Raw genomic sequence first — 18037 nt, forward strand, 5'->3', positions numbered from 1 at the left:
TTCATCATGCCACTCGTCATAACACTGCTGTCTATCATCTTTCTGCTCGTTCTCATTACTCGCTTCAAACTGAACCCATTTATTGCGTTGTTATTGGCCGCTGGATTTGTGGGAATCGCATCCGGCATGCCGCTTGTAAAAGTTGTGGATTCGATCAAGGATGGAATGGGTGGCACACTCGGCTTTATCGCGATCGTGCTTGCCTTGGGAACTATGCTTGGCAAAATGATGGCAGAATCTGGCGGTGCCGAACGCATAGCCCGTACTCTCATCAATCGCTTCGGTGAGCAAAACGTACATTGGGCCATGATGTTCGTGGCATTTATCGTAGGGATTCCGGTATTTTTCCAGGTTGGTTTTGTTCTCTTGATTCCACTTGTGTTTACGATTGCCAGACAAACAGGTGTCTCCCTAGTCAAAATCGGAATTCCGCTCGTAGCCGGCCTGTCCATCGTCCACGGGATCGTGCCACCGCACCCTGCTGCTATGGCCGCTGTCGATCTGTTCCAGGCGGATGTTGGTAAAACGATTTTGCTCTCGATCATTGTCGCACTGCCTTCCGCGATTATTGCAGGACCACTCTACGGCAGTTGGATTAGCAAACGGGTCAAGACCAGTATCTCTCCAGAGCTTGCTTCCCAGTTGGCGGAACCAAAATCCGAGCGTGATTTGCCTAGCTTTGGGATCACCGTCTTCACCGTCTTGCTCCCCGTGCTGTTGATGCTGTCTGCTACGGTTGCAGATGTGACGCTGCCAAAAGAAAATACCATTCGCCAATGGGCTGATTTTATCGGTAGTCCGATTACGTCTTTGTTGATTGCCGTGATTGTTTCCTTCTGGACGCTCGGGTTTAACCGCGGCTTTACCAAAGACGATATTCTCAAATTCACAAATGATTGCTTGGCCCCAACCGCGACAATCTTGCTCGTCATCGGTGCAGGTGGCGCATTTAACAAAGTACTGCTGAACAGCGGTGTGGGTGACTATATTGCTGAGCTCGCTACTGCATCTGCGATCTCCCCTATTTTCCTGGGCTGGCTAATCGCGGCCTTGATCCGTGTAGCAACTGGCTCTGCAACCGTCTCCATGATGACGGCAGCCGGTATCGTAGGTCCGATCGCGATGCAAATCCCTGGAACAAGCCCAGAGCTTTTGGTACTGGCAACAGGTTCTGGCTCCCTGATCCTGTCTCACGTAAATGATTCCGGTTTCTGGCTGATCAAGGAATACTTCAATATGTCCGTGCAAGATACACTGAAAACGTGGACAGTGATGGAGACCATTCTTTCTGTTGTGGCAATCATCTTGATCATGGGACTATCCTATATCGTGTAACCCGAAATGAAAAACAGGTCTTTCCATCCACATCACTGGAGGTAAGACCTGTTTTTTGTCTGGCTGGGTAACTCACTACTTCATTCGTTTGGCAATTGGATGATCTTCATTCAGTTCTAGCAAATCCCACAGGTTGCCATATAAATCCTGAAAGACCGCCACCATTCCATACGGCTGTTCGCTTGGCTCTCTCACAAATTGGATTCCTTTTGCGACCATCTCATGATAATCTCTCCAAAAATCATCTGTGTTTAAAAAGAGAAACACTCTCCCGCCAGCCTGATTCCCGATAAACCGCTCTTGCTCAGGTTTGGATGCTTTGGCAAGCAAGATCGTAGTGCCAACAGAACCAGGTGGGGATACGACAACCCACCGCTTATCCTGCTCTGCCTGATACGTATCTTCTACTAAGGTAAAATGGAGCTTCTGGGTATAAAACGCAATGGCTTCATCATAATCTTTGACCACTAGCGCGATATGGACGATGGATTGAATCATTTGCTCAATACCTCCAGCTTCAAGGTTATTTTTGGAATGAAATGATTTGTTTGGGGCATCCTATGCCTTGGGGCTGCACGTTTGATATAGCAGAACTTCCCAACACTAATCGAGGGAGTGACAATCTTGACTACTAACAACGAACGCAATCACAACGATGCTGTTGACAACGTTGACAACAACGAAGCAAACATGTCAGGCAGTGGAGCTTCTGAAGCAGTAGGAACAGTTGGCGGTGCGGCAGTAGGTGCTGCCGTAGGTTCTATTTTAGGGCCGCTTGGTACCATTGCAGGTGCGGTTGCCGGGGGTGCACTTGGCAACGAAATGGGAGAGAATGTAGCGGCTGACGGCAATGACACATGGGATGTTGCGAATAATGAGGCCGATAGAGACCGAGCAGAATAAAGCAAGCTTCATCTATGTATGACAATTACGAGGTGCGGGTGCAAAAACCTGCACCTCGTTCCCATTACTTCCCGCACATGTCTATTGCCTTACTCCTCATTACTTCTTATTTAAATAATCTTCTACTGATTTTCGCTTATACTTGCTTGTTGCTAATTCGATCATCTTTTTATATTCTTCTTGTTGTTCCTTATCATCTTTACTTTTTTTACGCTTATCTTCCCTAGCCTCCAGTGTTCTTTTCCCATTCATATTCATTTTGTTTTTACTATCATGATATTCGATGTCAGAATCATAACCAGTTATCGATCGTAATACTTGTAAGCTGCGCGATATTTTCTCTTTATATTGTGGATAGATCTCTTCTACTGTTTCCTGGTATAAATTCCTTCCTATCCGATGGTTTTTTATCCATGTCAGAGCTAGGGTCTGTGCCTCTAGTATTTTGCTATACTGGGCCATTTTTTGCTGAATACTTTCAATCTCATCCTCTTCTTTTTTGTCTAATTCCTCCATCCATGTAGCGAACTCATCTGCTATGGTATCGAAGTCCTCCTTTTCTTTCTCAAACCTTTCCTCTTCTTCTTGTTGTACATCAAAAAATGGGTAGTAATCCGCCTCTATTTTCTTAAGTGCCATGTATTCGTTTCGAATTTTGTTTTTATCTAATTGATAAATAAATACACATTTTTTCTCGTCACGTTCGTCTAGATGGGAAATCCCTTCTGGAATAAATCTCATTTTTTCTGGCTTCTTTACATCGTCAATTTCTTCAATCTCATCGATAAGAATTTTGTTTCGCTTCAGTTTAGCTGACATGATTTCCAAAATATTGGTGGACGAAGCTTTCCCTTTTGTAACCTCACCAAAATGAGCAATTTTATTTGCTTCGTTCCCCATCCAATCTACCGGATTTTGATTTTTCAAAAAATCTGTAGGTAAAGATTGATGCATGGAGTAGCGAATCCCTTTCACTTTCTTAGCATCGAAATTATTGGAATCAATGTCATAGAGCTCCTCATTTCCGTCCTTATCGGAAAATGCAAGATTGAATCTTGCTGTGTGACTTTTTCTCGTAAAATCCAAATTTCCTTCATCCATTGTTTGAGAAAATTGTTCGAAAGAAGATTCACCCTTTGTTGGACTACTAAATTTCCAATTCTTTTTATCTGTCTTGGTCATATCCGCCTTCGCATCCCATTTAAACGGAATTCTGACTGGCAGCTGAATTTCCCATGGCTTCGTTGAATCAACCTGTTTCAATGCACCTAATTTTACCAATTGTTCTTGATCCACACTAAAGTTCCATTGATCGTATTTCACTTCAACGTTGTACACATACTCTGTACCTTTTCCCGCTCCACGTAGCATTTTTTCAATCGTATTATTATAGGAATGCTCGTTGTTTTTCACATCTTGCGGGGCTATATTCCACGCTTGGTTCGCTTCGATTCCTCGTACAATCTGATAACCGACCAAGTGTCCCCCATCGTATGCGGTTTTGGCTGCATCATTTTTTCCATCCCGTAGCAATCGCTCTTCTGTACCCAAATTGCCGATCGCACTTACAAAAGAATCGCCTTTACGATCTTTTCTCGATGTGCCTTTTTTTACGATAGCAGAAACAGAATGAGGACGATCACATGTATCTCCTAATTCAACTGTCTTGGAAAAGAATCGTTTATTTACGTTGTCCTCACCATATGTATCTTTCAACACGCCAAAAAAGGTGGGGAGGCCTTTATCTGCTCGCACAGCAGTAAATTGACCTTCATTATCCGGATCGTTATCATACTCATCTGTTGTGTAATCGGTTGGTTCAATACCCTTGAATTTGCCTTGTATCACAGGTTGGTTATTTTTTTGCTTTTGGAGTAAATGGATCATGGCTTTATTTCCGACTTTTTTGGCGAGCTGTAAGACATGTGGCGTTGAGTTTTTAGTGCTTGGGGATAGAGAAGAATTTTCAGGGGTTTGTCGATAACTTGATTGCGAATCTTGATTCTGGAAAAACATCACATCACCTGCCAGTACGATCATTTATCGAATCTTTTCTTATCATATCAAATTCTGTCTTCTTTCCCAATCAGATTGAAAAAAAAACGCTACTGGACACCGACCACAGCAAAGCCAGCGGGAGAAATGCTCCTCACCCAAGCAAACTGAGGTTTCATGACCCATACTCCTTTTTTGTTGATAAAGCCCCATTTACCGTTCAACAAGGCCGGTGCCAAGCCATTTGACTGAAAGTCGCCTGCTCTTGTATCCATTCCATAATCGGGTTCGAAGCTAGGCTTAATCACTAGTTTTCCCTTGGTGTCTATATAACCAACCTTCCCGTTTGACAAAATCCACGCCAGACCTTGATGGAAGTCGCCTGCATCTGTATAGGCGGTTTTGAGCAAAATCTTTCCGTTTTTATTGATATAAGCCACCTTGCCATTGATCATCACCTTGGCTATCCCGTTGACGAATTTGTTAGCTTGCTCAAATTGGGGTTTGATCACCCAACTTGCTTTCCCGTCCATATAGCCTAATTTTCCATTCTGATCCGCAACTGCCAAGCCCTCTGCACTGAACGAACTCGCATAGGTGAACTGCGATTTGATCGCCCATTGGCCCTTTGTATTGATAAAGCCGACTTTTCCATCCTTGTATGCCCAGGCTAACCCATTCGCGGAAAAGGAACGGTCCACAACCATGGACTTCTCTTGCTCGATAGGATGAAACTGCGGTTTGATGACCCAATGTCCCTTGCCGTTGATATAACCGATCTTACCGTATTCCGTGTTTCCTTTTATGCGGGCCTCAGCGAGTCCATTCGCGGAAAAATCGGCGGCATAGTCAAACTGTGGCTTGATGACCCACTGTCCCTTTTTATTGATGTAACCGTATTTCAGGTTTTGTGCAGCAGGCGCAAGTCCGTTTGCAGCGAAGGAACCCACGTACGAGAATTGAGGCTTAATTACCCACTTTCCTCTTTGATTAATGAAACCCCAGGATTGGTTGGCTGGACTGTCTCCCAGTGTTGCAGCGTAGAGTCCACCCGTGTCCTTCACTTCCTCGGACGTAGGTGCCACGATCCATTCTCCCTTGCTGTTGATCACGCCTTCCTTGGCGTTGGCGATGACTGGCGAAAATAGCAGAGCAGCGATGGATACAGCCATGATGGTGAATCGTTTCATCCATGATCCCTTCTTTCGCTGGCTTATTAGCAAAATCTAATACCTAATCCTATGACGTCATGGACAAGGGATTGGTTACCAAAAGAAAAGCCGACGACTCACAGCATAAGTCATCGGCTTTTCTCCTTATTTGCCCACAGAGACAAAGGATTGCTCGGGCGCTTTCTTTTTCGGTGCTTTGGCATCGCCTTTCTTCTGGCTCATCTCAAAAGCGGCCAAAATCGCCTCTTGACGCTTCATACCGGATTTCTCCAACTCCTCCATCGTGGAGACGATTTGCTTGTAATCTTTTGGAATGACTTTGACAAACTGTTGGACGGTACGTTCCCACTCATCGAGCAAAGCTTGTGCATGACGGCTGCCTGTGTGGCTGACGTGGTTTTCTAGCAAGCGTTTGACTCGAGCGATTTCCCGTTGATCTTCCAGTGTCTCCAGGAGTACCATCTCCTGATTGCACATCGCGGCAAACTTCTCTTTATCCTCCGCCAGAACGTAGGCAGTACCGCCTGACATGCCTGCTGCAAAGTTTTTGCCGACGGGGCCGAGAACAACGACACGTCCTCCTGTCATGTACTCGCAGCCATGGTCGCCTACTCCTTCAACGACTGCAGTCACTCCGCTGTTGCGAACGCAGAATCGCTCACCAGCCATCCCGTTGATATACGCCTCCCCAGAGGTCGCTCCGTAGAACGCAACGTTTCCGATAATCATGTTGTGCTCGGGAGTGAATTTGCTTTTTTTCGATGGTGCGACCGAAATTTTTCCGCCCGACAACCCTTTTCCTACGTAGTCATTCGCATCTCCCTCAAGATGAAGCGTGATCCCTCGAGGAACAAATGCCCCGAAGCTTTGACCTGCCGAGCCAGTAAAATGCAGGCGTATTGTATCCTCCGGCAGACCGTGTTCGCCAAAACGTTTGGTTACCTCGCTACCCAAGATCGTACCGACCACGCGATTCGTATTGGTGATAGCGAGCTTTGCCTCTACCTGCTGCTGTTTATTCAATGCTGGCTTGCACAGCTTGAGTAGTTTTTGACGATCCAGCGTTTCTTCCAGCTTGTGATCTTGGTTGCGTTGATGATAGCGGCCCACTTCCTCGGAAACATCCGGTTGGAACAAGAGCGTAGACAAATCAACGTGCTTGGCTTTCCAATGTTCTTTTGCCTTGTCGCTCATCTTCAGCACATGGCTCTGCCCGACCATCGACTCGATGGAGTGATAGCCCAGCTCCGCCATAATCTCACGAACTTCACGGGCAACGAGACGCATGAAATTCACGGCGTGCTGCGGATCTCCTTTAAACCGTTTGCGCAGCTCGGGATTTTGTGTCGCCACACCCACTGGGCATGTATCGAGGTGACATACGCGAGCCATGACACACCCTATGGAAACAAGTGGTGCCGTAGCGAAGCCGAATTCCTCCGCACCGAGTAGAGCTGCAATGACGACATCGCGTCCCGTCATCAGTTTGCCGTCCGTTTCCAGAACCACACGGTCGCGTAATTGGTTCAGCAAGAGTGTCTGATGTGTCTCAGCAAGACCGAGTTCCCATGGCAGTCCTGCGTGCTTGATGCTTGATTTTGGGGAAGCGCCTGTGCCTCCATCGTGTCCACTGACCACAATGACATCTGCAAGACCTTTCGCTACACCAGCCGCAATCGTTCCGACTCCAGCCTTGGATACGAGCTTCACGCTGATTCGCGCACGTGGATTCGCATTTTTCAAGTCAAAAATCAGCTGTGCCAAATCCTCGATTGAATAAATATCGTGATGAGGCGGCGGCGAAATGAGTCCAACTCCTGGTGTCGATCCGCGCACTTCGGCAATCCATGGGTAGACTTTGCTTCCTGGCAATTGACCGCCTTCGCCCGGCTTTGCTCCTTGTGCCATCTTAATTTGGATCTCTGAGGCATTGACCAAGTAATGACTGGATACGCCAAAGCGTCCTGAAGCGACCTGCTTAATGGCACTGCGTCGCAAATCTCCGTTTTCATCCATGATGTACCGTGCCGAATCTTCGCCACCTTCCCCACTGTTGCTTTTTGCACCCAAACGGTTCATGGCGATCGCTAAGGTCTCATGCGCTTCTTTGCTGAGAGAGCCGTATGACATCGCCCCCGTTTTAAAGCGATGAACAATGGAGTCAACAGATTCTACCTCGTTTAGCGGGATCGGGTGTCGATTGGACTTGAAATCGAGCAAATGTCGCAGAGCTACGAATTGTTGTGCTGTCGCTTGCTCCGCATAGATTTTGTATTGCTCATAGCTGCCTTCCCGACAAGCTTTTTGCAGGGCATGAACCGTCTTCGGATTGAACAGGTGGAACTCACCGTCACGGCGGAACTGAAAATCGCTGCCTGCCTCCAATGCTTCCTCGGAATGCTCTGGCAAAAATGCTTTCGCATGGCGAATCAACGTCTCTTGCGCAATTACATCCAGTCCGATCCCCGAAATCTGAGAAGGCGTACGGCTAAAATAGCGATCGATGACGGTAGAATGGATGCCCACCGCTTCAAAAATTTGTGCGCCGCGGTAGCTCTGAATAGTCGAAATGCCCATCTTGGACATGACTTTTACGACACCCTCTACAGCTGATTGCAGGTACACTTCGACTGCTTCGTCGCTGGTGAGATCCTTCAGCTTACCCGATTCAACCAGACTGTTTACAGTTGAGATGGCGACGTATGGGTTGATCGCGTCGGCACCGTAACCAATCAGCATGGCGAACTGGTGTACATCACGTGGTTCTCCGGATTCGATGATGATGCTCGCTTTGGTACGTGTTCCTGCGCGGACGAGATGATGATGAAGTCCACTTCCAGCGAGCAAGGCAGGGATCGCAGCCAAATCTTGATTCATTCCGCGATCTGATAAAATCAGCAAGGTGTAGCCAGCAGCAATTGCTTCATCCGCCGAAGCGAACAAGTGATCAAGTGCCAGCTTCAGTCCTTGCTCTCCCCCTTGCGCCGAGAAGAATATCGACAATGTTTTCGCCTTGAACTCTTGGTATGGGTTCGCGCGAAGCTTCGCCAGCTCTTGATTGGAGATCAAAGGATTGGTCAAACGAATTCTGCGGCAATTGCTCGCATCCGGTGCCAAGAGGTTTCCTTCCGCGCCAAGCACAGTATGGGTCGAAGTTACGCAAGCCTCCCGTAGCGCATCAATTGGCGGATTCGTGACTTGGGCGAATGACTGTTTGAAATAGTGGTACAAAAGCTGTGCGCGATCTGACAGTACCGCGAGTGGTGTGTCTACGCCCATCGAACCAATGGGGTCTTTCTGCTCAGCAACCATCGGGGCTAGTACCTTGTCGACTTCCTCCTGGGTATAGCCAAACGCTTTTTGGTGCGCAAGCAGGCTATCTCCTTGCAGCTCCTCCGTGCGACCTGCTGCCGGTAAATCCTCGATAGCATGCAGGTTATTTTTCACCCACTCCTTATATGGCTGTTCGCTTGCGATTTTTTGCTTGATTTCCTCGTCAGATACGATTCTGCCTTCTTCGAGATCGACGAGCAGCATCCGTCCAGGGCTAAGCCGTCCTTTCTGGACAATCGTTTCATCTGGTACTTCGAGAACTCCAACCTCTGATGAGAAAATAATCGTATCATCTGATGTCACATAGTATCTCGCTGGTCGCAATCCGTTTCGATCGAGAATCGCACCGATATGTCTGCCATCCGTGAAAGAAATAGCTGTTGGACCATCCCACGGCTCCATGAGGCAGCTATGGTACTCGTAAAAAGCTTTCTTATTTTCGTCGATTCGCTCATCCTGATCCCACGGTTCAGGAATCATCATCATCGCGACATGCGGCAAGGAACGACCTGCCAGCGAGAAAAACTCCACACAGTTATCCAAAATCGCTGAATCACTACCCGCCATATCAATGACTGGCACCACTTTTGCCAAATCAGCACCAAACGCCTCGGACTGGAACATTTTTTCACGAGCCATCATCCAGTTCATGTTTCCTTGTAAGGTGTTGATTTCCCCGTTGTGAATCAAATAACGATTCGGGTGTGCCCTCTCCCATGTAGGGAATGTGTTCGTGCTGAAACGCGAGTGAACGACCGAGAAAACAGAAGTGTAAGAATTATCTTGCAAATCAAGGTAAAAAGCATCCAGTTGTCCTGGTGTGAGCAATCCTTTATAGACAATCGTACGCGAAGACATGGAAGCGGCGTAAAAATCAGCACCTGTTGCCTGTTCCACCTGCTTGCGAATGATGTATAGCTTCCGTTCAAATGCTATTTGGTCCTGTATATTCGAGTTGGCTCCAATGAATACTTGGCGGACATAAGGCTGACTCGCTACAGCCGTTTTGCCAATTTTCGTCGCATCGACAGGAACTGTTCTCCAGCCGAGCAGCTTTTGTCCCTCAGCTGCGACAATCGCTTCCAGCTGAGCTTCATACTTTTGCCGCTTCGCCTCATCCATCGGAAGAAACAGCATACCTACACCGTATTTGCCTGGCGCTGGCAGCGTGATATTCAGCTCTTTACAGGTCTTTTTGAAAAAGCTGTGTGGAATTTGCGTTAAAATCCCTGCACCGTCTCCCGTTTCCGGATCACTGCCTTGACCGCCGCGATGTTCCAATTGGCACAGAATTTTCAGACCCTTTCGGACCATATCATGCGTCGATTTCGATTTCAAATTTGCAATAAAACCAATTCCGCAAGCGTCATGTTCGAAAATCGGATCGTATAACCCTTGCTTAGCAGGCATTCCTTGTGTCGTCATGTATCTCCACTCTCCTTGCTCTCTCTGGTATGTTAATTTTAGATTGAGTGAAACGATACAAACAATATATAATTTATGCAAAATCTATCTCAAATCGAGATAAATGGGTAAGGTGGGGGTATTCATGGAGCTACGACAGATTCAATACTTCATCGAGGTTGCCAAACGAGAGCACTTCACCGAAGCCTCACATCATTTGCACGTCGCCCAGTCTGCCCTCAGTCGGCAAATCGCCAATCTGGAGGAGGAGCTCGGTGTGTCGCTGTTCCTCCGCGAAGGTCGCAATATCAAGCTGACGGCAGTTGGAAAAATCTTTTTGCAGCACGTCGAAATGGCGATGAACGAAATCGAGAAGGCAAAAGAGAAGATTGAGGAGTTCCTCGACCCGTCATGTGGCACGATTCGTGTTGGTTTTACGAGCAGCCTCGCCGCCAATCCCCTGCCGACGGTCATCTCCGGTTTTCGAGCTCGGTATCCGGACATCGGGTTTCAATTAAAGCAAGGCTCTTATCAGGGGCTGATCGATTCGGTCATCAACGGTGAAATCGACTTGGCTTTTCTTGGACCTGTTCCCACTCAGGAAAAAAATGTACGCAGCCACATCTTCTTCGCTGAAAATATCGTCGCGCTGCTGCCCGCGAAGCACCCGCTATCCAAGCAACCGAGCTTGCGTCTCAGTCAGTTGCAGGAAGATACTTTTGTGTTGTTTCCACCCGGTTTCATCCTTCGCAATATCGCTGTCAATGCTTGCTCGCAAATGGGCTTTTCTCCTCAAGTTGCTTTTGAAGGGGAAGACATCGATGCCATTAAAGGTTTGGTGGCGGCAGGCTTGGGCGTCACATTATTGCCAGAGCTTACATTAACGGATAACGTTCCCCGTGAGACAGTGAAAATCCCGATCAGTGAGCCGTTGGTGACGCGAACAGTGGGCATTATCATCCCCAACAACCGTGAGCTCCCCCCTTCTGAAAAGCTGTTTTATCATTTTCTGAAAGAGTTTTTTGATGTGCTGAGTAAGTACAGTTAAGGGGAAAGAATGGCAAACTACTGACAGACTGTTGTCAGTAATTGGTCCTTATAATCGGAAGTACCATCCATGTAAAGGAGGAACTTCGATGATGAGTCACAACCAAACCTTGCGGGGCTTTGCTACGATCAGTTATTGGGCGGATGATGTGCAGGCGGCAAAAAAGTGGTACACGGAACTACTGGGCATTGCACCGTACTTCGAGCGGTCTGGACCAGATGGACAGCTCGCCTATGTCGAGTTTCGCATTGGAGACTACCAGCACGAACTAGGCCTCATTGACCGCCGTTTCGCACCTGTTGCTGCGGTACCTGGTCCGGGGGGCGCTGTGATGTATTGGCACGTCGACGATATTGAATCCGTACTCGATAAGCTTTTATCCATGGGAGCAAGAGAGTACGAACCCCTGATCCAGCGTGGTGACGGATTCATAACGGCTTCGGTCCTTGATCCATTTGGGAATGTCCTCGGCATCATGTACAATGCACACTACCTGGAGATTTTCGGTTCGTTCCAAACAGAGTAAGCAAAGACAAAGTCCTGATGAACAGTGGCATCAGGACTTTTGTGAATCTTCCTTACAGTCGCAGCCAGTAGCTTTTCACAAGTGTCTCCCCGTTTGAAAAGTCTTTCTCTATGGCTCGCGTAAATCCCAGGCGTTCGTACAATTTGATTGCGGATGCCATCATGTCTGTTGTATGGAGATGAAGCGTCGTTGCTCCTAGTCTTTCCATGCGATGGATGCTTTCCGCAATTAGCTGTGCCGCAATACCATGCCCCCTCGCTTTCGGTGAAACGGCCAGAAACCGTATGATGGGGGAATCGATGCCGAGTTCTGGCTTGGCATAAGCGGCTTCTGAGGAAACAAATAGCTGAACGCTGCCTACTATTTCGCTGTCCAAGACCGCAACGATGAAGGCGAGAGTCCTACTGTTTGTTACGGATTGCCTGATTTCTTCTTTATATCGCTCCCATTTCACGGTGGATAAATGCTGCTCATATTGCTGGTAGGCTTCGAGTAGATGCTCCTCAATCTGATCGCGGTCCTCGACTCTTGCATCACGAATGCATAGATTGCCTATGTGGATTCCTCTCATGTCTCACGCGCACTCCCATTCGATGAGTTAAAAGGCGGGTACGACGGCAACTCCATATTTGTCCTCGATGAACTTTTTGACCTCGGCTGAAGTCAAAGCAGCGTCCAGCTTTTTGATTTCTTCCCGATTCTCGTCTCCTTTTCGCACCGTAATCACGTTCGCATAGGGGGAATTCGCACCTTCACGAAATAAAGCGCTTTTCGGATCAAGCTTTGCTTCGAGAACGATGTTCGTATTGATGACGGATCCCGCGAGATCGGGTAGCACCCGGGGTAAGGTAGCTGCTTCTACTTCTACGAATTCCAGTTTTTTCGGATTATCTGCTATGTCTTTCGGAGTTGCGGCGTAATTGGTTAGACCGTCTTTTAACTTGATCCAGCCTTGTTCTTGTAACAGAATCAACGCCCGGTATTCGTTGGACGGGTTGTTTGGAATGCCGATTTTCGCACCTTCCTTGATTTCGTCCTTCGAACCCAATTTGTCCGAATAGAATCCGATTGGTTCCACGTGAACTTTCGTCGTGACGACAAAATCATAGCCTTGTTCATTTTTGACCGAATCCAAATACGGCACGTGCTGGAAAAAATTCGCGTCGATTTGCTTCTCTTTTAGGGCGGGATTCAGTTGCCCCTCGTCGTCTAGCACGACCACTTCCAAGTTCACCCCTTGCTCTTTGAGCTTTGGCTTGATGAACTCCAGTATTTCAGCATGCGGGACAGGCGCGGCTCCAACTTTCAAGGTGACTTCTTTCTTCGGTTCTGTCGCTTGACCCGTGCTGTTGCTAGAGGAGGCTGATGTTGAGCACCCTGCGACCGCCAAGCTAACAGCGGTAAATAATCCAACGATCATTCCGAGACTCTTTTTCCCCATGCTTTCCACTCCCCTGGTTTCATACAGCTTGAATCCTTGCTTTATTCAAACTTGTAGCGTTTCTTATGGATCGCTTTGACGATCGAATCCCCTGACCATTGAATGACTTGGACAAGCAGAATGATAATGATCACGGTTGCGATGAGAACATCTTCTCGAAAACGTTGGTAGCCAAAGCGAATGGCCAAGCTGCCTAGTCCCCCAGCACCGATTGCCCCAGCTACTGCGGTAAATTCCGTAATGCCGATAATCCCAATCGTGACACCTCGCACTAAGGCTGGCATCGCTTCCGGAATGAGCACGCGGAAAATGATTGTGATGGGCGAAGCTCCGACGGATTTGGCTGCTTCCATCTTCCCTGCACTTACTTCCTTGAGTGAGTTTTCAATGATACGCGCCAAAAATGGTGCTGCACCAATGGATAAAGAGACAATAGCAGCTGTCGGCCCGAGCGAAGTTCCCACAATGAGTCTCGACAACGGCAGTAGCAACACGATCAGAATAATGAAAGGAAGAGACCGAACGCCATTTATTATTGACCCGATCACTTTACTCAGTTTTGGTGATTCGAGAAGGCCGCCCTTTTCCGTCACGACGAGGGTGATTCCCAAAACCATTCCGATCAAAAAAGCGAACAAGGATGACCAAAATACCATGTAAAGCGTCTCAAGTAATCCTTCCCATAGTAAGTCAACCAAATCTGCGTTCATATACCCGCCCCGACTCCTTCCATTACATGGCGCTTGTCACGGTAATAGTCGATAATATGGACAAATCGCTTAGCGGTATCACTTTCCGGATGAAGGAAAAACTTCTCCACACTCCCGGTCTCGACGATTCTGCCGTTTTCGATGACCGCCATGTTGTTGCATACGTGCTGAAGCACATCCAGCTCGTGCGTGATGAGCACAATCGTCAGCTTTAACTGGCGGTTGATCTCCTTCAACAGCTCCAGAATCGAATACGTCGTCTGCGGATCGAGCGCGGATGTCGCTTCGTCACTTAGCAGTAAATCAGGGGAATTGACCAGCGCCCTGGCTATCCCGACACGCTGCTTTTGACCGCCGCTAAGCTGGGACGGATATGTGTTTTCCTTGTCTCCGAGTTGTACGAGATCTACTATTTCTCTTACGCGCTGATGAATGTATGGCCTCGGATGACCAGCTACCTCCAAAGGAAAAGCGACGTTTTGATAGACCGTTTTTGCATCCAGCAGATGAAACTGCTGAAAAATCATGCCGATTTTCTGCCTTGCCTGTCGCAGTTCTTTCTCGGCTAAATCAGTAATCACTCTTCCTCCGATCTCAATCGTCCCAGAATCTGGCTTCTCCAGCCGATTGAGACAACGAATCAGGGTTGATTTACCCGCGCCTGAAAACCCGATGATCCCGAAAATATCTCCTTTTTCAATTTGTAAATGGATGTCCTGCAAAACAGGGATGTCTCCTTTTGAGGTTTTGTATGATTTCGTGAGGTTCTGGATGTTTACCATTCGTTCACCTGTCCTTTAATGCGCTAGCAGCCAGTTCGGCAAAATAATGAGCGCCAGGTAAAAGTGCCCGTTCATCCAGCGTAAATCCGGGATGATGCCATTCCTCGGTACCAGATGTACCGAAAAAAACGAAGGAGCCCGGTATTTTCAATTGATAGTAAGCAAAATCTTCTCCAGCAGCAGACGGATCGGGCGTTACGACTTGCAAGCCTACCTTTTTTGCTACATCGATGGACAGTTTCGTCAGCTTCTCGTCATTGTGAACAGGTGGTGGTCCTGCAAACCAGCGCAGATGAACTTTGGCACCATAGGCTGACGCCACTCCCTCGATAATCGCACGCAAGCGATCGGGAATTCGCGCACGTACCTCCTCTTGAAAAGTACGGATCGTACCGCCAAGAACGACTTTATCAGGTATCACATTCCAAGTCGTTCCGCCGTGAATGGTCGTCACGCTCACGACAGCGTTATCCAACGGACTTACATTTCTACTGACAATCGATTGCAAAGCCGTGACGATTTGCGAAGCTGCCACGATTGGATCGACCCCGGCATGTGGGATAGCTGCGTGCGTACCGATCCCTTCCACATCGATCTCGAAGCCATCTACGCTCGCCATCAGCGGTCCCGGTTTAATCCCGATGGTCCCGACTTCCAGATCAGGTTTGTTGTGCAAGCCAAAGATCGCCTGAACCCCTTCCAGCACGCCCCTCTCCACCAATTGCCTCGCACCTGTTCCTTTTTCTTCTGCGGGTTGGAAAAGAAGCCGCACTGTTCCTGCCAGTGTCTTTTCCTGTTGCTTCAATAGATAAGCAGCACCGAGGATGACCGCCGTGTGAAAGTCATGACCGCAAGCATGCATTTGCCCTGGGATTTTCGATGCGTACGGCAAGCCTGTTTCCTCTTGAATCGGCAATGCATCCATATCTGCGCGTAGGGCAATGATCGGCCCGCTATTGTTCACGCCTATTTCTGCCACTACGCCTGTTTGCAGCGGGAGATCGATGATACGAATATCCGCTTCCTCTAGCCATTCACGAATAGCGCGAGTGGTTTCGAACTCTTCGTAGGCAACCTCGGGATATTGATGCAATTGTCTACGTATCGCAATCAGCTTTGACTCCAGTTCGGTTGATCGTAATGCCTCTATGCCTGTTCCCACTGCACTATCTCCTTTCTGTCAATTGTTTGCTTCGGACCTGGAACCGATTGAGCGGCTTTTTCAAATGCAGATGATCTCGTAGCGTATCGCCCTCGTACTCGAGACGATAAAGCCCTCTTTCTTGCAAAATCGGGATGACCTTGTCGACAAACACCTCCAAGCCATGCGGGAGAATCGGAGCGATGAACATGAATCCATCTGCCGCCCCTTGGGCAAACCATTTTTCCATCGCGTCTGCGATTTGTTCAGGGGTTCCGATCCATTCCCGATTGCTTCCTCCTTCAAGTAGCGCATACAACTGGCGCAAGGTCGGATTCTTTTCGCGAATCAGCTCTGTCATCCATTCGAAATGACTCTGGATGCCATTCTCTTCTGGAAAAATGACTTCCGCAGCTGGCGTATCGAGCGAATATTTGCTGAAATCGACTTTGCCTAAATAACCTGACAAAAATCGCAAGCCTTGTTCAGGAAGCAATAAGTCATGCAACTGCTCATAAATCGCCTCTGCCTCTTCCTTCGTATCCGCAATGATCGGGGAAATGCCTTGCAAAATGTGCAATTCATCTGGCGTGCGACCGTAATCAGGCAGCTTACTTTTCAGGCTGTGATAAAACTTCTTGGCACGCTCGAAATCTTTAACGTGCGAAAAGACGACTTCTGCTGTTCGTGCTGCCAGTCGTTGTCCTGGATCCGATGCTCCCGCTTGCACGATGACAGGCTGTCCTTGCTTGGACCTGCCGATATTCAGCGGTCCTTGTACGGTGTAATGTTGCCCTTTGTAATGAAGTCTGTGCATTTTTTCTGGATCAAAAAACACACCCGTCGCTTTGTCTTGCACAAATGCGTCATCTTCCCACGAATCCCACAAGCCCTGCACGACATCGATGAATTCTTCTGCTTGCACGTAGCGTTGATCGTGTGGAACATGGGATGTACGGCTGAAGTTGCGCCCCGTTTCTCCTGTTGCATCACCCGTTGTGACCATATTCCAGCCTGCGCGACCATTGCTGATATGATCGACAGAAGCGAACAGCCGAGCCAGATTGTAAGGCTCATGGTACGTGGTAGATGCAGTCGCGACGAGACCGATTTTGGACGTAGCCCCGGCTAAAGCTGCCAATAACGTGATTGGTTCAAAACGGTTGAGAATATTCGGATGCGAAGCTTCATTGACTGCCAAGCTGTCTGCAATAAAGGCGATGTCAAACTTCCCACGCTCTGCCGTCTGAGCCAGTTGCCTGTAATAATCGATGTCGATACTCGCATTTCTTTTCGCTGTCGGTAACCGCCATGACGCTACATGTATGCCCGTACCAACTAAGTAAGCGGATAAGTGAATTTGTCGCTTTTCCATCTGCTCTTCTCCCATTCGTTCGCGTTATGGTTTAGACTTAAACGATTGTTTAAAATCGTTCAGTTCTTCGACAGTTACTTGCGTCGGGATGTAGTTTCCTTTATACGTCTCCGTGATAAAATCCGATACGATTTGGGACTGGTAGATCGCCACCAGCTTTTTTACGTCCTCCCTGTTTGCCTTTTCTTTTGTCGTCGCAATTACGTTGATGTATGGCTTCGCCGTTTTGCTTTCGTGAAACACAGCGTCTTTTAATAGAAAACCAGCCTCGACTGCTACACCGTTATTGATAATGGAGGCCGCCACATCCTTCATGACACGAGGAGTCGTTGCACCATCGACGGGGACAATTTCTAAATGCTTGGGATTCGCCTTGATCTTATCCGCCCCACCAAATCCATCGAAATTGTCCACGACTTGAATCAGTCCAGCCTCTTGGAGCAGTAGCAAGGCACGTCCCCAGTTGGAGTCATCGTTCGGTACGGCGATCTTTGCCCTGTCCGGTATTTCTTCGATTTTTTTGAACTTATCGGAGTAGATTCCGAGGGGTGCAATGATCGTGGAACCAACGGGCACGATTTGCGAGTTGTTTTTCGTATTGAATTGGTCTAAAAAAGCGACGTGCTGAAATGCATTGGCGTCAATTTCCCCATCGAGCAAGACGTTATTCGGATTGACATTCGCGTTGAATGAAACCAATTCAATTTGCAATCCTTCTTTTGCCGCCTGCTCCTTCACGAAGTCCCACGTACGGCTTTCCGACCCGCGAATGCCGATTGTAAGCCCTGTCTGTTCCTCAGTTTTTCCGCAACCGACTGCGAGCATGGCTATCAAGGTGCATAGTAGGGTAAGCGCTACATTTTTCATCGATG

The 18037-nt window shown here is 48.0% G+C and carries 15 protein-coding genes; 4 read left to right on the forward strand and 11 right to left on the reverse strand.

Annotated features, from left to right (window positions below; genetic code table 11):
- Positions 1-6: 6 nt before the first annotated feature.
- The gene (locus HPY27_RS06570; RefSeq protein ID WP_017248367.1) at positions 7-1335 is read left to right on the forward strand and encodes a GntP family permease; all 1329 of its coding nucleotides are present in this window, start codon (positions 7-9) and stop codon (positions 1333-1335) included.
- Positions 1336-1410: 75 nt separating this feature from the next.
- Here the strand turns inward: HPY27_RS06570 and HPY27_RS06575 are convergent, their stop codons facing one another.
- Positions 1411-1833, reverse strand: coding sequence for a VOC family protein (locus HPY27_RS06575; RefSeq protein WP_017248366.1), 423 nt, complete (start codon positions 1831-1833; stop codon positions 1411-1413).
- Between the two features lie 192 nt (positions 1834-2025).
- Between HPY27_RS06575 and HPY27_RS06580 the strand changes: the two genes are divergently transcribed.
- The gene (locus HPY27_RS06580) at positions 2026-2238 is read left to right on the forward strand and encodes a glycine zipper domain-containing protein (protein ID WP_026043071.1); all 213 of its coding nucleotides are present in this window, start codon (positions 2026-2028) and stop codon (positions 2236-2238) included.
- A 99-nt stretch (positions 2239-2337) separates the two neighbouring features.
- On the opposite strand, the gene HPY27_RS06585 is transcribed toward HPY27_RS06580, so the two are convergent.
- From HPY27_RS06585 to gltB, 3 genes are all read right to left on the reverse strand, one after another.
- Complete coding sequence (locus HPY27_RS06585) at positions 2338-4278, reverse strand: hypothetical protein (RefSeq protein ID WP_254612840.1); 1941 nt, start codon at positions 4276-4278, stop codon at positions 2338-2340.
- 65 nt (positions 4279-4343) lie between these two features.
- Positions 4344-5423 carry a WG repeat-containing protein gene (locus tag HPY27_RS06590; RefSeq protein ID WP_174224635.1) on the reverse strand — a complete coding sequence of 360 codons (1080 nt, stop codon included), beginning with the start codon at positions 5421-5423 and terminating at the stop codon, positions 4344-4346.
- A 126-nt stretch (positions 5424-5549) separates the two neighbouring features.
- Positions 5550-10163 (reverse strand): glutamate synthase large subunit, encoded by a 4614-nt coding sequence (gltB, locus tag HPY27_RS06595; protein ID WP_174224636.1) that lies wholly within the window; start codon positions 10161-10163, stop codon positions 5550-5552.
- A gap of 124 nt (positions 10164-10287) precedes the next feature.
- Here gltB and gltC point away from each other — a divergent pair, with 124 nt between their 5' ends.
- Together gltC and HPY27_RS06605 are read left to right on the forward strand one after the other, a co-directional pair.
- Positions 10288-11190, forward strand: a complete 903-nt coding sequence (gene gltC, locus HPY27_RS06600; protein WP_017248361.1) for a glutamate biosynthesis transcriptional regulator GltC — start codon at positions 10288-10290, stop codon at positions 11188-11190.
- Positions 11191-11281: 91 nt separating this feature from the next.
- The gene (locus HPY27_RS06605; protein ID WP_174224883.1) at positions 11282-11716 is read left to right on the forward strand and encodes a VOC family protein; all 435 of its coding nucleotides are present in this window, start codon (positions 11282-11284) and stop codon (positions 11714-11716) included.
- A gap of 52 nt (positions 11717-11768) precedes the next feature.
- Here the strand turns inward: HPY27_RS06605 and HPY27_RS06610 are convergent, their stop codons facing one another.
- The 7 genes from HPY27_RS06610 to HPY27_RS06640 are packed head-to-tail and all read right to left on the reverse strand — an operon-like array spanning position 11769 to position 18032.
- Entirely contained in the window at positions 11769-12287 is a 519-nt protein-coding gene (locus HPY27_RS06610) for a GNAT family N-acetyltransferase (RefSeq protein WP_173621727.1), read from the reverse strand.
- 27 nt (positions 12288-12314) lie between these two features.
- Positions 12315-13157: a MetQ/NlpA family ABC transporter substrate-binding protein gene (locus tag HPY27_RS06615; RefSeq protein ID WP_174224637.1), complete on the reverse strand. Its 843-nt coding sequence runs from the start codon at positions 13155-13157 to the stop codon at positions 12315-12317.
- 41 nt (positions 13158-13198) lie between these two features.
- On the reverse strand, positions 13199-13867 hold the full coding sequence (locus HPY27_RS06620) for a methionine ABC transporter permease (protein ID WP_174224638.1): 669 nt from the start codon (positions 13865-13867) through the stop codon (positions 13199-13201).
- The gene (locus HPY27_RS06625; RefSeq protein WP_017248356.1) at positions 13864-14649 is read right to left on the reverse strand and encodes a methionine ABC transporter ATP-binding protein; all 786 of its coding nucleotides are present in this window, start codon (positions 14647-14649) and stop codon (positions 13864-13866) included. The genes HPY27_RS06620 and HPY27_RS06625 overlap by 4 nt, the downstream gene beginning before the upstream one ends.
- A gap of 4 nt (positions 14650-14653) precedes the next feature.
- Positions 14654-15811 (reverse strand): M20 peptidase aminoacylase family protein, encoded by a 1158-nt coding sequence (locus HPY27_RS06630; RefSeq protein WP_174224639.1) that lies wholly within the window; start codon positions 15809-15811, stop codon positions 14654-14656.
- A 4-nt stretch (positions 15812-15815) separates the two neighbouring features.
- On the reverse strand, positions 15816-17165 hold the full coding sequence (locus HPY27_RS06635) for an LLM class flavin-dependent oxidoreductase (protein ID WP_174224640.1): 1350 nt from the start codon (positions 17163-17165) through the stop codon (positions 15816-15818).
- Positions 17166-17189: 24 nt separating this feature from the next.
- Entirely contained in the window at positions 17190-18032 is an 843-nt protein-coding gene (locus tag HPY27_RS06640; RefSeq protein ID WP_174224641.1) for a MetQ/NlpA family ABC transporter substrate-binding protein, read from the reverse strand.
- Positions 18033-18037: the final 5 nt, after the last annotated feature.

This window comes from Brevibacillus sp. HB1.1, from assembly GCF_013332445.1.
GTDB classification, from domain to species: Bacteria; Bacillota; Bacilli; order Brevibacillales; family Brevibacillaceae; genus Brevibacillus; species Brevibacillus porteri.

What these genes read in the sequence shown, in the direction of transcription:
- HPY27_RS06570 (WP_017248367.1), top strand. Translation starts at nt 7, where the DNA reads ATGCCACTCGTCATAACACTGCTGTCTATCATCTTTCTGCTCGTTCTC.
- HPY27_RS06575 (WP_017248366.1), bottom strand. Translation starts at nt 1,833, where the DNA reads ATGATTCAATCCATCGTCCATATCGCGCTAGTGGTCAAAGATTATGAT.
- HPY27_RS06580 (WP_026043071.1), top strand. Translation starts at nt 2,026, where the DNA reads ATGTCAGGCAGTGGAGCTTCTGAAGCAGTAGGAACAGTTGGCGGTGCG.
- HPY27_RS06585 (WP_254612840.1), bottom strand. Translation starts at nt 4,278, where the DNA reads ATGATCGTACTGGCAGGTGATGTGATGTTTTTCCAGAATCAAGATTCG.
- HPY27_RS06590 (WP_174224635.1), bottom strand. Translation starts at nt 5,423, where the DNA reads ATGAAACGATTCACCATCATGGCTGTATCCATCGCTGCTCTGCTATTT.
- gltB (WP_174224636.1), bottom strand. Translation starts at nt 10,163, where the DNA reads ATGACGACACAAGGAATGCCTGCTAAGCAAGGGTTATACGATCCGATT.
- gltC (WP_017248361.1), top strand. Translation starts at nt 10,288, where the DNA reads ATGGAGCTACGACAGATTCAATACTTCATCGAGGTTGCCAAACGAGAG.
- HPY27_RS06605 (WP_174224883.1), top strand. Translation starts at nt 11,282, where the DNA reads ATGAGTCACAACCAAACCTTGCGGGGCTTTGCTACGATCAGTTATTGG.
- HPY27_RS06610 (WP_173621727.1), bottom strand. Translation starts at nt 12,287, where the DNA reads ATGAGAGGAATCCACATAGGCAATCTATGCATTCGTGATGCAAGAGTC.
- HPY27_RS06615 (WP_174224637.1), bottom strand. Translation starts at nt 13,157, where the DNA reads ATGGGGAAAAAGAGTCTCGGAATGATCGTTGGATTATTTACCGCTGTT.
- HPY27_RS06620 (WP_174224638.1), bottom strand. Translation starts at nt 13,867, where the DNA reads ATGAACGCAGATTTGGTTGACTTACTATGGGAAGGATTACTTGAGACG.
- HPY27_RS06625 (WP_017248356.1), bottom strand. Translation starts at nt 14,649, where the DNA reads ATGGTAAACATCCAGAACCTCACGAAATCATACAAAACCTCAAAAGGA.
- HPY27_RS06635 (WP_174224640.1), bottom strand. Translation starts at nt 17,165, where the DNA reads ATGGAAAAGCGACAAATTCACTTATCCGCTTACTTAGTTGGTACGGGC.
- HPY27_RS06640 (WP_174224641.1), bottom strand. Translation starts at nt 18,032, where the DNA reads ATGAAAAATGTAGCGCTTACCCTACTATGCACCTTGATAGCCATGCTC.